This is a genomic window from Allorhizobium borbori (assembly GCF_014196535.1).
GTDB classification, from domain to species: domain Bacteria; phylum Pseudomonadota; class Alphaproteobacteria; order Rhizobiales; family Rhizobiaceae; genus Ectorhizobium; species Ectorhizobium borbori.
Genome location: NZ_JACIDU010000014.1, coordinates 40,807 through 54,278 on the forward strand (window position 1 = coordinate 40,807; position 13,472 = coordinate 54,278).

The window sequence follows — 13,472 nt, forward strand, 5'->3', positions numbered from 1 at the left end:
TGCTATTGCCCCAACCGTTCGAGCAGGGCGGGAATGTGCACCTGATCGGCCTTGTAGTTGCCGGTCAGCATATACATCATGATGTTCACGCCGGCGCGGAAGGCGTGCTCGCGTTGTGTCTCATCCGCCGGCACTGTCGGCAGAACGGCGTTTCCGGCGTCATCGATGGCCCAGGCCCCGGCAAAATCATTGCCGGTGATGAGGATCGGCGACACGCCATCGCCCGACGACGACAGCGAGGTGGCCGAGGCCCGGCCGTCAGAGCGCGCCTCCACCCAGAGCGGGCTGCCGTTGTAACGGCCCGTAAAATCGTGCAGCAGATAGAAAGAGCGGGCGAGAACGTGGTTCTCCGGCACCGGCTCCAGCGGCGGAATGTCGATATTGCCGAGAATGGCCTGCAGCCGCTCGGTGTTCGGGCTTGTCTGGGTGCCGCCGAGGCCGCCGATCTGGTCGCGCGTGTCGAACAGAACCGTGCCGCCGGCGCGCATATAGGCGTCGATGCGCGAGATCGCCTCGGGCGAGGGCATCGGCGCCGTGGCTGAAACCGGCCAGTAGATCAGCGGGTAGAAGGCCAGTTCGTCCTTGGCGATGTCGAGGCCGACCGGCTGGCCGGGTTCCAGCGCTGTGCGCCAGAGCAGGAAATCGGTGAGGCCGGCCAGCCCCTGCTGCGAGATCCTGTCCACTTCCGGTTCGCCGGTGGTGACATAGGCAAGCCGGGTGGTTTTCAGCCGGTCGAGGATGAGTTCGTCGCCGGGGCGGCTGTCGTCGGCGCGGGCATAGTCAGGGGCGAGCGGCGCGAGGAAGGCAAGTGCGGCAAGGGCCGCCGCCGCGGCAGCCGCCTTCGGCAGGCGGCGGAAGGCGCCGTTGATGAAGAGCATGATGAGGCCATCGGCAAGAAGCATCAGGAACGCCGCGAGATAAAGCCAGGGCGAGAGCGGACGGGCGCTGTCGCCGGCCAACGCCAGCCGCGTCACGGGCATGGCGGCGGATGAGGCGATGGGCTCCAGCGTCGCATCGGCAGGCAGCAGGTTGAGCGCGGTGAAGCCATCCTCCGAGCCGTAGAGGCCGGGCGGGGTATCGTGGCTTGCCTTCGGCGGTGTTGCGGGGTTCAGCGTCAGCGGGCGGGCATTGCCGGTTTCCGCCGTCAGGCTGCCGTTGGCCGTCAGAAGACGCCAGGGCGGCAGGGTGGCGGTTGCCGCAGCCTGCGCTTCCGCCGATACGCCCCCGGAGCGGGAAAGCTGCACGAGACGGCGCAGCATTTCCACGAAATGACCGGAGATCGGCAGGTTCGACCAGGTGGCCTCGGCGCTGACGTGGAAAAGGATGATGCGGCCGGCGCCGTCATCCTTCATGGTCACGAGCGGAGTGCCATCGGCAAGGCTTGCCAGCGTTCGCTGGGCGAGATCGGGCACGGGCTCGGCCAGCACCTGACGGGTGACGGTCACGCCATCGGGATTTGGCAGGCCGGCGAAGGGGCCGGTTGGCGGGAAGGGGGCAAGCGGCTGCGGCTCGCTCCACGACAATGCGCCGCCGAAGGCGCGTTCGCCCTGGCGCAGCAGCACCGGCACGAGCGGATCGTCAGCCGGGGCTGCGGCCAGACGCGACCCGGCGAAGCGGATGAGCGTGCCGCCATTGGCCAGCCAGCGCTGCATCGGCTCATAAACGCCGGCGGGCAGGCGACCGACATCGGCCATGATGATGGCCGATGGGTTCTGTTCCAGCAGCGCGGGAATGGCGGTGGCGAGATCGGGGCTGTCCGGCTTCACCAGATCGGCATAGGGGCCGAGCGCACGCTCGATGTAATAGAGCGGCTGAAGAAGCGGCTGGAAATCGCTGCCGCTTTCGCCGGATATGAGCGCCACGCGGCGGCGCTTGAAGCCGTCATCGAGAAGTCGCACGGCACCGGCGGTCTGGAACCCGTCGATCTGCAGGCGGGCGAAATCGTTGCGCAGTTCAAACGGCAGGTTCAGTTCCGCCGTCGTTTCCCGTTCGCCGGGGCCGAAGGTGAGCGGGCCGGAGGCAATCACGCGCCCCTGCGCATCCAGAGCCGAAACCGTGGCGACGAGGGGGGCTGCGCCATCGAGGCGCACGGCCCGCGCGCTCATGGAGGTCGCACCATTGGTGACGGTGGTCAGAGCTGCGATGCGGGCGGCGTCGGCTTGTATAACACGCAGATCCGCCGGGCGCAGGTTGGCGAGGCGGTCGAGCGCGGGTGTTTGCGCATCCGTCTCGATGCCATCCGTGAGGAATGCGAGCGTGCCCGGCGTCGCGCCATCGAGGGCGGCGGCCACGGTCTCGACGGTGCGGGCGCGATCCGTTGCCAGCGGACGCGGGCGGGCGGCGGCGAGTTTTTCGCGGGCGCCGGCCGCTGTGCCCGGTGTCGCATCCTGCGCCTGTTCGGCGGTGAAGGCGATGGAAACCGGCAGGTCGGCGCGTTCGGCGGCGTCGATCAGCGTGGCGGCGGTCTGGGTGCGGCGCTCCCAGTCGGGGGCCGCAGCCCAGCCATTGTCGATGACGAGGGTCAGCGGGCCGGAGGTCGACAAGGCGGTCGTATCGCGGTTCAGAACCGGCCCGGCCAGCGCCAGAATGATGGCGGCAGCGAGCGCTATGCGCAGCGCTGTGAGCCACCATGGGCTTTTGGCCGGGGTTTCCTCACGCTTCAGCACGCGGGCCAGGATTTTGAGCGGCGGGAAGACTTCCTGCTGCGGGCGCGGCGGGGTGAGACGCAGCAGCCACCAGATGAGCGGCAAGGCAAGCAGAGCACCAAGGACGGCGGGCGTCGCGAAGCTGAGCGCGTTCATGTCCGCTCCTTTCGCGCCGGTGCCGTCGGCTGGCCCGAGAGATAGGCGTGAACGGCAATGAGCGCCTGCGAGGCGAGCGCACCCGTGGAATGGGGCACGAAGTTCCAGCCCAGATGGCGCAGGTGATCGCCGAGCGCCTCGCGGCGGGCGAACCAGATGCGGCGATAGTCCTCGCGCACCGTTTCAGCACGGCCGAAGGTGAGCTTCGCGCCGGTTTCCGGATCGGAAAACTCGGTGCGGCCACTATAGGGAAAGTCTTCCTCGGCGGGGTCGTAGACCTCGATGAGATGGCCGCGCAGGCCGCGTCTTGCCAAGGGACCGATATTTTCCATCAGCAGGTCGGGGTCATCGAGGAAATCGCCGATCAGAACGATGTCGCTTGCGCCACGGATCATGCGCGTATCCGGCAGGCCCTGCGTGTCCGGCGCGTGGATAAGCGCCGTCGCCAGCCGTTCGGCGGCGTTGCGGGCGGCGACGGGTTCCATGATGCCGGGGCAGCCGATGCGTTCGCCCGAGCGCGCCAGAATTTCGGCAAGCGCCAGCATGAGGACGAGCGCGCGGCTTTCCTTGGAGACGGTGCCGAAGCGGGACTTGTAGGTCATGGATGGCGAAAGGTCGGCCCAGAGCCAGACGGTGTGGGCGGCTTCCCATTCGCGGTCACGAACGTAGAGATGATCGTCGCGGGCCGAGCGGCGCCAGTCGATGCGGGCGATGGATTCGCCCTCGGCATAGGGGCGGAATTGCCAGAAATTCTCGCCGATGCCGCGACGGCGGCGGCCATGCCAGCCGGCGATCACGGTGTTGGCGATACGGCGTGCCTCGACCACGCAATCGGGCACCAGCATGGCGCGCTGGCGCGCGCGCGTCAGCGCATCCCGGGCGGGTGTGGAACCGACGCTTTCACCGATCGAAGCCAAAAGGCATCCTTCCGTTCCTGAGCCGCGAAAAGCCGTGCGGCAGCATTACTTGCGTGCGTCCTTCACCAGACCCGAAATCACGTCGCGCACCGAAATGCCTTCGGCGCGTGCGGCAAAGGTGAGCGCCATGCGGTGCTGCAGAACCGGGCCGGCCAGAGCGTGGACATCATCGATGGAGGGCGCGAGGCGACCGTGATAGAGCGCGCGGGCGCGGGCGGCCAGCATCAGCGACTGGCCGGCGCGAGGGCCGGGGCCCCAGGCCACATGCCTGTCGGTCAGGTCGTTTCCTTCGCCGGGGCGGGCGGAGCGCACGAGCGAGAGAATGGCATCGACCACGCCATCGGGCACCGGCATCTGGCGAATGAGCCGCTGGATTTCCTGCAGGCGGGCCGCATGGATGACGGCCGACGGCTGGGTTTCGGAAATGCCGGTGGTTTCGAGCAGGATGCGCCGTTCGGCGGCGAGATCGGGATAGCCGACATCGACCTGCAGCAGGAAGCGGTCGAGCTGGGCTTCGGGCAGGGGATAGGTGCCTTCCTGCTCCAGCGGGTTCTGGGTCGCGAGCACATGGAAGGGGGCAGGCAGGTCATAACGCTGGCCGGCAACGGTGATGTGGTATTCCTGCATGGATTGCAGCAGTGCCGATTGCGTGCGCGGGCTGGCGCGGTTGATTTCGTCGGCCATCAGGAGCTGGGCGAAGACCGGGCCTTTCACGAAGCGGAAGGAGCGGCGGCCGTTCTCGTCCTGATCCATGACTTCGGTGCCGAGAATGTCGGAGGGCATAAGGTCGGGCGTGAACTGGATGCGGTTGGCATCGAGGCCGAGCACGGTGCCGAGCGTGGTGACGAGGCGGGTCTTGGCAAGGCCGGGAACGCCGACCAGAAGCGCATGGCCACCGGAGAGCACGGCAAGCAGGGTGCTTTCCACCACTGCTTCCTGACCGAAGATTGCCTTCGAGACCTCCTGCCGGATGGTGGCAATGTCGGCCAGCGCCTTTTCAGCGGCTGCGATCATGGTCTTCTCGTCCAGCACATCCGCGCCTGCCATCATACCCATGCCGTTCTCCTCATCAAAGACTGCCTCAAAACTTTATCCCCCTGCGGGGCGCTGACAAGCGCGTGTGAAATGACTATCTCGTGAGGGTGACGTAATAAAGATCAACCGGGACGCAAAAATGGCGGCAGAGGAAAAGCACGGCGGCAACAGCACGGACAGCCTCGTTGCCCTGATTGCCCGCGCACGGGATATTTCGGGCGGCGAAGGGCGCGGTCTGCCGCCCGTCGAACGCTGGGAACCGCCGTTTTGCGGCGATATCGACATGGAAATCAAGGCGGATGGGCAATGGTTCTATATGGGAACCCCCATTGGCCGGGTGCCGCTCGTTCGGCTGTTTTCCACCGTTTTGCGCCGGGATGAGGACGGCAAGACCTATCTTGTGACACCTGTGGAAAAGGTTGGCATTCGCGTGGTCGATGCGCCGTTCCTTGCCGTCGAGATGACGGTGGAGGGCGAGGGCGCGACGCAGAGGCTGACCTTCCGCACCAATCTTGGCGATGTCGTCACCGCTGATGCCGATCATCCGCTGCGATTTGCAACGGCCGAGGATGGCGGGCTGAAGCCCTATCTTCTCGTGCGCGGCCGGCTTGAGGCGCTCGCCACGCGGGCGCTGACGCAGGACATCGCCGCGCTCGGCGAGGTGCTTGAGATCGATGGTGTCGAAACCTTCTGCCTGCGCTCGGCCGGTGCGATCTTCCCCGTCATGCCGCTTTCAGAACTGGATCGTCTTTCCGCATGAGTGCCTTTCCGCTTTATTCCGCCGCTGAATTCCGTCGTCGGGCGCTGACCCAGAGTGGTGGCCCCGTGGAAACTGCCTGGCGCGACCATGGCGACCACCTCATCAACCCGGAAGCGCAGGAGATCGTGCTTGGCCTCAAGCTGAAGGACGCCGCCGTGCTGGTGCCGGTGGTCGATCACGGCGATGAGGCACGGGTGATCTTTACCCAGCGGACCTCCAAGCTGCGCAAGCATTCCGGCCAGATCGCCTTTCCCGGCGGCGGCATCGATCCCGAGGATGCCTCGCCCGAACAGGCGGCACTGCGCGAGGCGCAGGAGGAAATCGGCCTGCCGCGCGAAGGCGTGGAGATCGTGGCCCGGCTGCCGCAATATCTGTCCTTCACCGGGTTTCGCATCACGCCGGTACTCTCCGTCGTAACGCCCGGCTTTCATCTTGCGCTGAACCCGGACGAGGTGGACGAGGTGTTCGAGGTTCCGTTGTCCTGGCTCATGAACCCGGCCCACCACGAGCGCGGCTCGCGCCCCTTCGCGGGCGCCGACCGCTTCTATTATCGCATGCCCTATGAGGGGCGGAATATCTGGGGCATCACGGCCAGCATCGTGCGCACCCTCTATGAAAGGCTTTACGCATGACGAACCTCGCCCATCAGGACTGGTTTCAGGATGCCGCGCTTCAGCGGGTGCTGAGCCTGCTGAACAGCGATGGCGGTGAAGCCCGCATTGCCGGCGGCGCGGTGCGCAATGCGCTGATGGGGCATCCGATCAACGATGCCGATATTGCCACGACGCTTTTGCCGCAGGCGGTGATCGATCGCGCCGAGGCCGCCGGTATCAGGGCGGTGCCGACCGGCATCGACCACGGCACGGTGACGCTGGTGGTGGACGGCAAGCCCTTCGAGGTGACGACCCTGCGCCGCGACGCGGAGACGGACGGACGCCGCGCCACCGTGGTGTTCGGCACCGACTGGCAGGAGGATGCCGACCGGCGCGACCTGACGATCAACGGGCTTTACGCGGACAAGGACGGCAATGTTATCGATCTCGTCGACGGCCTGCCGGATATCGAGACGAAGACGGTGCGCTTCATCGGTGAGGCGGCGCAGCGGATTGCCGAGGATTATCTGCGCATCCTGCGTTTCTTCCGCTTCTTCGCCTGGTATGGCGACGGGCGTCCGGATGCCGACGGTCTGCGCGCCTGCGTGCGCGGCAGGTCCGGGCTGAAAACGCTGTCCGCGGAGCGGGTGTGGAGCGAGATGAAGAAGCTTCTGGCGGCTCGTGATCCGGGCCGCGCGCTCCTGTGGATGCGCCAGACGGGCATTCTGACCGATATCATTCCCGAAAGCGAGAAGTGGGGTATCGACGCCATTCCGGCGCTGATCGAGGCTGAGCAATCGCTGGGCTGGTCGTCTGATCCGTTGCTGAGGCTTATCGCCATTATCCCGCCGGATGCGGCGCGTCTGGAGGCGCTGGCCGACCGGCTGCGGCTTTCGAGGGCTGAGGCCGCTTTTTTACAGCAATGGGCGAATGCGCCGGCCATTCCCGACGAGGTGACGGATGCCGTCTTCGCGCGGCTCCTCTATCGCCACGGTGCGCCGGGCCTTGTCGCGCGGCTCAAGCTTTCGCTGGCCTCGGCGCGTATGCAGGCGCGGGGCAATGATGCGGCCATGCTGCGCGCCGCCCGGCTTTCGACGCTTCTGGCTCTTGCCGAACGTTTCGAAAAACCGAAATTCCCCTTGAGCGGGGCGGATGTGCTGAAGGCTGGCCTGCCTGCCGGGCCGAAGGTGGGCGAGGTGCTGGCGACACTGGAGAACCAGTGGGTCGACATGAATTTCTCGTTGAGCCGCGACAAGCTTCTGGAACGGTTGAAGAAACTGGCCGGCGAGGGCTGAAGGTTTCGCGATACCAAAAAGCCCCCGGCTTTTGACGGGGGCTTCTCATCCGCATTCAGATTCGTGGCGGGTGGCAGGGCTTATTCACCCAGCGCCCAGGCACGGAAGCAATCGGACGACTCGTAAGGTGCCGGGGTCCGTTCAGACGCGGGTTCAGCCGGTGTCTGACCTGCCAGGCGCAGCTTGACCTGCTCGACATAGTAGGAATGCGGCAGGTCGACATCGCCCTGACTGCGCAGTTCGGTCGCCAGACGATCAATGAATTCAGGCGTGTTGAGGGGGGTGGCAGAGGGTGTTCCCTGAGCCGAAGACGGCATGCTAATCTGCGTAACCATAGTATTTCCTCCTCCGATGAAATCACCGGGAGAACGCTACCATGGATAGGCGCGAACGCAAACGGACAAAACCGCGCAGTTTGGGTTGATATCGGAATTTTTGCCCGATTTTTTGGGTTTTGAAACGATTTAAACGCTCACAAACGTGTGACACGAAATCCGCGGATCGTATTACGCATCCGAACTGTCACGCGGATGCGCAGCTTGCGGTTGGGTCAGGGCCAGCGCACCACCGGCGGCATGGATGAGAGGATCGCATCGACGTTGCCGCCGGTCTTCAGGCCGAAGATCGTGCCCCGGTCATAGAGCAGGTTGAACTCCACGTAACGACCCCGGCGCACGAGCTGTTCGTCGCGATCATCCTCGGTCCATTCCTTGTTGAAGTTCGAGCGAACCAGCTTCGGGTAGACCATGTTGAAGGCGCGGCCGACATCGCGCACGAAGGCGAAGGTCGGATCGAAACCGCCCTTGTCCTCGGAAGGGTGCAACCAGTCGAAGAAGATGCCGCCGATGCCGCGCGCCTCGTTACGATGCTTGAGGAAGAAATAGTCGTCGCACCAGGCCTTGTAGGCATCGTAATCGGCCACCGGCTCATGGCGGCGGCAAGTGATTTCCATGGCGCGGTGGAAAAGCTGGCTGTCCGGGTCTTCCTGCGTGCGGCGGCGATCGAGCACCGGCGTCAGGTCAGCGCCGCCGCCGAACCAGTGGCTGGTGGTGACGACCATGCGCGTGTTCATATGGACGGCGGGTACGTTTGGGTTCACCGGATGGGCGATGAGCGAAATGCCGGATGCCCAGAAGCGCGGATCTTCGGAGGCGCCAGGGATCTGGGCGCGGAAGTCTTCGGCGAATTCGCCGTGTACCGTGGAGGTGTGGACGCCGACTTTCTCGAAGACGCGGCCGGTCATCATCGACATGCGCCCGCCGCCGCCGCGACCTTCGTCGCGCAGCCAGTCCTTGCCCTCGAAGCGGCCCGGTTCCTGATCGCTCAACGGCCCGGTCAGTTCGTCCTCGATGGCCTCGAAGGAGGCGCAGATCGTGTCGCGCAGGGTTTCGAACCACTGACGGGCTTCGTCCTTGCGGGCTTCAATATCGTCCGGCAGGCCTGCCGGCAGATGGGGGCGCTCCATGTCTTCCTCCGTTTCGGGTCATGACGGCCACGATTCGGCGTCCATAATTTCACCATGCTTATCAGTAACGAGAGGTTTGGACCAGATTGACGGAACACGGCGAAGCGCCGTGGCCGTTGTGATGTCTGGTCAAATGCCGCGTTGCCCATTATTGTATTGCGTATAAGGAGGCGGGAAATGGCAAAACCGATGCAGCCGCCGAAGATGGAGGCGCTGAAGCGCCGCATTCGCGACCATCGCCGCGAAAAGAATGCGGGCGAGGGCATGTTCGTGCGCGAGACCTTTTGCCTGACGCGCGAAGAAGCACGCCAGAAGGCGCGCGAGTGGTTCGATACCTTTCCGAAAGCCGCCTACTGGACGGAAGTGGAAAGCTGGCGGCAGATCGAGGGCGACCGGATCGAGTTCACCATGCGCCGCTTGCCCAGCGCCGATTGATCGAGCCTTCGGTGGGGCGCTTGATTAGAGAAGAAACTGTCTTTACTTTAGGTCATCATCAACAGAAGGCGCGCCCTGCCAAAACATATCCGGCGCATCACAGGTCTTGCTAGAACTTTTCATCGCTATCTTTCTGATTTTGCTCAACGGCGTTTTCGCACTTTCCGAGCTTTCCATTGTTTCTGCCCGCAAGGCCCGCCTCAAGGCGATGATTTCCGAAGGTCGCAGCGGGGCTGCCACCGCCCTGCAACTGGCTGAAGACCCGGGCCGGTTTCTTTCGACCGTCCAGATCGGCATCACGCTCGTCGGCATTCTCGCCGGTGCGTTTTCGGGTGCCGCCCTCGGCGAACGGCTGAGCGACATTTTCCTCGAGAACGGTGTGCCCGCCAGCGTGTCAGGCCCGCTCGGCTTCGGTGTCGTCATCTCGATCATTACCTATCTCTCCGTGGTGGTAGGCGAACTCGTACCCAAGCATCTCGCGCTCTCCAATCCGGAGCGGATCGCCTGCATGGTCGCGCCGGGCATGAGCCTTCTGTCACGCATCGGTGGGCCGGCGGTCTGGCTGCTCAATGCCTCGACCCAGCTCATTTTCCGGCTGATGGGTCGCTCCGAAAGCGAAAGCACCGTTTCCGAAGAGGAAATCCGCACCCTTGTTGCCGAAGCCGAAGCCTCGGGCATCATCGAGGGCGGCGAACGCGAGATGATTTCCGGGGTCATGCGCTTTGCCGACCGTTCGGCGCGCGGTCTCATGACGACCCGCAAGGATGTCAACTGGATTGATCTTTCCGACAGCGACGAGGATATTCGCGCCACGCTGATGGAAGCGCGCCATTCGCGGCTTCCGGTTTCGGAAGGCGGACAGGAAACCATGGTGGGTGTGGTGCAGACGCGAGACGTGCTGGCCGAGGTGCTGCGCACCGGCGAGATCAACATTCGCAACTGGCTGAAAGAAGCGCCGATCATTCCCGACACGATGGACGCAACGCGCGTGCTCGAAACGCTGCGGCAGGCGCAGGTACCGATCCTGCTCGTTCACGACGAATACGGTCACTTCGAAGGCGTGGTGACACCCGCCGACGTGCTGGAAGCGATTGCCGGTGTGTTCCGCGCCGATTTTGCGGAGGACGAGGACTATCTCGTTCAGCGCGAGGATGGCTCCTGGCTGGTTTCCGGCGAAATGCCGATCGACGAAATGGCCGACCAGCTTGGCGTGCCGTTGCCGAAAAAGCGCTCCTACCAGACGGCCGCCGGTCTCGTCATCGAACTGCTCGGCCATTTGCCGCGGGTCGGCGAGGTTGTGGAAAGCGACAAGTGGCGTTTCGAAATCGTCGATATGGACGGCTGGCGCGTCGACAAGATTCTCGCCTCACGAATTGACGGAGAGAATTGACGCGACGTTTGGGGTCAGGAGTGTCCGCGCTCAGAACCCCGTCTGCCGCAGGGCCTCTCCCGCGATCATGGCCACTGATACGGCCACGTTCAGCGAACGCTGACCGGACTGCATGGGAATGAGGATGCGGGCATCCGCGCCATCGTGCACATCGTTGGGCACGCCCGCGCTTTCGCGGCCGACGAGCAGCACGTCATCCGGGCGGAAGTGGAAATCCGTGTAGGGCAGGGCCGCTTTGGTCGAAGCCAGAACGATGCGGCGGCCGGTGGTGGCGCGCCATGCTTCGAAGGCCGCGTGGTTCACATGGCGGGTGAGCATGGCCTTGGCAATATAATCCATGCCGGCGCGGCGCAGATTGGCGTCCGACAGCACGAAGCCGGCGGGTTCAATAATATCGATGCCGATGCCCAGGCAGGCGCCAAGGCGCAGGATGGTGCCGGCATTGCCGGGAATATCGGGCTGGTAAAGGGCGATACGAAGCTGGCTCATGGGCTCTGCTTAGCATTTTCAGCGCGACTGAAAAGCTGTTTTGCCAGTCTTGTTGCGTGCGAAAGCAGGGAATGATGGGGAGCCCCTGTCTGTGGCGACATGGCAACAGATGGGCCGATTGTCCTTCAGGCGCTTCCCAAAAGAGAAACGATTGGTTAATCTGCACCCAACGTAACCCGTGAAGAAAGGAGGCATGACATGACATATACCCTGATCATCCGCCTCCTTGAGCGAACGATTTCCGCCTGATTCCGCCCTTGCGGGTCAATTTCTTCATCGGGTCGTCAATCCCAATCTCTAAGTCCTTTTCAGCGGCTGACCGCATGACGGCTTTTCCGGGCCGCGCGTTTCAGCCGGGTTTCATTTCGGAGTGTGCCATGTATCGCTGGTTCGAACAGCGCCTCAATCCCTATCCGGCGGAGACGCCGACCGCGCCGCCGCGCGGGCTCGTTGCCTTTTGCTGGCATTACAGCAAGCCCGCCGCCGGCTGGCTTGTTCTGCTCGGCCTCATGTCGTTCGGCATCGCGGTGGCGGAAGCCGCGCTTTACAGCTTTCTCGGTAACATCGTCGACTGGCTTTCGACCGCCGACCGGGCGACCTTCCTTCAGAACGAGGGGGGGAAGCTTGGCTTCATGGCGTTCGTCGCTTTCGTGGCGTTGCCGGGCATGGGCGCGCTGCACAGCCTGATCATGCATCAGGTTCTGGCCGGCAACTATCCGATGATGGCGCGCTGGCTGATGCATCGCTATCTCATTCGCCATTCGATGAACTTCTTCGCGAATGAATTCGCAGGCCGTGTTTCGACCAAGGTCATGCAGACATCGCTTGCGGTGCGTGAAAGCGTGATGAAGATCATCGACGTCTTCATCTATGCGATCTCCTTCGTCGGCTCGATGCTGTTCGTGGTGGCGTCGGCCGATCTGCGGCTCGTTGCGCCACTCATTCTGTGGCTGGCGATCTATATCGGTATCCTCGGCTGGTATGTGCCGCGTTTGCGCCGGCTTTCCAGCGAACAGGCGGATGCACGCTCGGCCATGACCGGGCGGATTGTCGATTCCTATACCAACATTGCCACCATCAAGCTGTTCTCCCATGCGGGGCGGGAGGAAGCCTACGCCCGTGACAGCATGGATACGTTCCTCGACACGGTTTACCGGCAGATGCGGCAGATCACGGGCCTGAATATTGCCGTCGATTTCAACAATGCGGCGCTGATGGGCCTGACGGCTGCCGGTGGTCTTTATTTCTGGCTGAACGGCGATGTCACGGCGGGTGCCTTTGCAGCGGCGATCGCGCTCGTCATGCGCGTCACCGGCATGTCGCACTGGATCATGTGGGAATCGACCGCGCTGTTCGAAAATATCGGCACGGTCTATGACGGCATGGACATGATGGTGAAGCCGCACGAAATCACCGACAAGCCGGGCGCGAAGGCGCTGAAAAGTGCAGCGGGCGATATCGTCTTCGATCACGCCACCTTCCATTACGGCAAGACCAAAGGCGTCATCGACGACATGAACCTCGTCATCCGCAAGGGCGAGAAGGTTGGTCTTGTCGGGCGCTCCGGCGCCGGCAAGACGACGCTGATGAACCTGCTTCTGCGGTTTTACGATCTGGAAAAGGGCCGCATCACCATTGGCGGCGAGGATATTGCCGCGGTGACGCAGGATACGCTGAGGGCCGGGATCGGCGTCGTCACGCAGGATACGTCGCTGCTTCATCGCACCATCCGCGAGAATATCGCGTATGGTCATCCGGATGCCAGCGACGCCGATATCATCGACGCGGCCAAGCGGGCGAACGCCTGGGACTTCATCGAGGCGCTGACCGACATGAAGGGGCGCACGGGGCTCGATGCCCATGTGGGTGAGCGAGGCGTGAAGCTTTCCGGCGGCCAGCGGCAACGTATCGCCATTGCCCGCGTGTTCCTCAAGAACGCCCCGGTGCTCATTCTGGACGAGGCGACGTCTGCGCTCGATTCCGAGGTGGAAGCGGCAATCCAGGAGAACCTCTTCGCGCTGATGGAAGGCAAGACGGTGATCGCGATCGCCCACCGCCTGTCGACGCTGACCGAGATGGACCGGCTGGTCATTCTCGACCGTGGCCGTGTCGTGGAAGAGGGTACGCATGACGCGCTGGTTGCCGAAGGCGGTCTTTATGCCGATCTTTGGAACCGCCAGTCCGGCGGCTTTCTGGCCGACCAGACGGACGCCGAGGCCGAGGAGAAGGCCGCAGCGGCTCAGCCCTGACCCACGGGTTCCCGCAACGTGAAAAGGCCCGCCAAGTGCGGGC

The 13,472-nt window shown here is 63.9% G+C and carries 12 protein-coding genes; 6 read left to right on the plus strand and 6 right to left on the minus strand.

What is annotated here, in order from left to right:
• Nucleotides 1–2 precede the first annotated feature (2 nt).
• Genes GGQ66_RS16295 through GGQ66_RS16305 form a run of 3 tightly spaced genes read right to left on the minus strand, consistent with a single transcriptional unit; the run spans nucleotide 3 to nucleotide 4,774 of the window.
• Nucleotides 3–2,801, minus strand: coding sequence for a DUF4159 domain-containing protein (locus GGQ66_RS16295; protein ID WP_183793798.1), 2,799 nt, complete (start codon nucleotides 2,799–2,801; stop codon nucleotides 3–5).
• Nucleotides 2,798–3,718 (minus strand): DUF58 domain-containing protein, encoded by a 921-nt coding sequence (locus GGQ66_RS16300; protein WP_183793799.1) that lies wholly within the window; start codon nucleotides 3,716–3,718, stop codon nucleotides 2,798–2,800. The genes GGQ66_RS16295 and GGQ66_RS16300 overlap by 4 nt, the downstream gene beginning before the upstream one ends.
• 45 nt (nucleotides 3,719–3,763) lie before the next feature.
• On the minus strand, nucleotides 3,764–4,774 hold the full coding sequence (locus tag GGQ66_RS16305; protein WP_183793800.1) for an AAA family ATPase: 1,011 nt from the start codon (nucleotides 4,772–4,774) through the stop codon (nucleotides 3,764–3,766).
• 118 nt (nucleotides 4,775–4,892) lie between these two features.
• On the opposite strand from GGQ66_RS16305, the gene GGQ66_RS16310 reads away from it, so the two are divergent.
• The 3 genes from GGQ66_RS16310 to GGQ66_RS16320 are packed head-to-tail and all read left to right on the plus strand — an operon-like array spanning nucleotide 4,893 to nucleotide 7,401.
• Entirely contained in the window at nucleotides 4,893–5,513 is a 621-nt protein-coding gene (locus GGQ66_RS16310; protein WP_183793801.1) for a DUF1285 domain-containing protein, read from the plus strand.
• Complete coding sequence (locus GGQ66_RS16315; protein WP_183793802.1) at nucleotides 5,510–6,145, plus strand: CoA pyrophosphatase; 636 nt, start codon at nucleotides 5,510–5,512, stop codon at nucleotides 6,143–6,145. The genes GGQ66_RS16310 and GGQ66_RS16315 overlap by 4 nt, the downstream gene beginning before the upstream one ends.
• Nucleotides 6,142–7,401, plus strand: a complete 1,260-nt coding sequence (locus tag GGQ66_RS16320) for a CCA tRNA nucleotidyltransferase (RefSeq protein ID WP_183793803.1) — start codon at nucleotides 6,142–6,144, stop codon at nucleotides 7,399–7,401. Before GGQ66_RS16315 ends, GGQ66_RS16320 begins: the two co-directional genes overlap by 4 nt.
• 80 nt (nucleotides 7,402–7,481) lie before the next feature.
• Here GGQ66_RS16320 and GGQ66_RS16325 read toward each other — a convergent pair whose 3' ends face one another.
• Together GGQ66_RS16325 and hemF are read right to left on the minus strand one after the other, a co-directional pair.
• On the minus strand, nucleotides 7,482–7,736 hold the full coding sequence (locus GGQ66_RS16325) for a hypothetical protein (protein ID WP_183793804.1): 255 nt from the start codon (nucleotides 7,734–7,736) through the stop codon (nucleotides 7,482–7,484).
• Nucleotides 7,737–7,951: 215 nt separating this feature from the next.
• Entirely contained in the window at nucleotides 7,952–8,866 is a 915-nt protein-coding gene (gene hemF, locus GGQ66_RS16330) for an oxygen-dependent coproporphyrinogen oxidase (protein ID WP_183793805.1), read from the minus strand.
• A 177-nt stretch (nucleotides 8,867–9,043) separates the two neighbouring features.
• Here hemF and GGQ66_RS16335 point away from each other — a divergent pair, with 177 nt between their 5' ends.
• The gene (locus tag GGQ66_RS16335; RefSeq protein ID WP_183793806.1) at nucleotides 9,044–9,301 is read left to right on the plus strand and encodes a hypothetical protein; all 258 of its coding nucleotides are present in this window, start codon (nucleotides 9,044–9,046) and stop codon (nucleotides 9,299–9,301) included.
• Nucleotides 9,302–9,407: 106 nt separating this feature from the next.
• Nucleotides 9,408–10,691, plus strand: coding sequence for a hemolysin family protein (locus GGQ66_RS16340; protein ID WP_183793807.1), 1,284 nt, complete (start codon nucleotides 9,408–9,410; stop codon nucleotides 10,689–10,691).
• Between the two features lie 30 nt (nucleotides 10,692–10,721).
• Here GGQ66_RS16340 and GGQ66_RS16345 read toward each other — a convergent pair whose 3' ends face one another.
• Nucleotides 10,722–11,180, minus strand: coding sequence for a tRNA (cytidine(34)-2'-O)-methyltransferase (locus GGQ66_RS16345; RefSeq protein ID WP_183793808.1), 459 nt, complete (start codon nucleotides 11,178–11,180; stop codon nucleotides 10,722–10,724).
• A gap of 377 nt (nucleotides 11,181–11,557) precedes the next feature.
• On the opposite strand from GGQ66_RS16345, the gene GGQ66_RS16350 reads away from it, so the two are divergent.
• On the plus strand, nucleotides 11,558–13,429 hold the full coding sequence (locus GGQ66_RS16350; protein ID WP_183793809.1) for an ABC transporter ATP-binding protein: 1,872 nt from the start codon (nucleotides 11,558–11,560) through the stop codon (nucleotides 13,427–13,429).
• The last annotated feature ends 43 nt before the right edge of the window (nucleotides 13,430–13,472 follow it).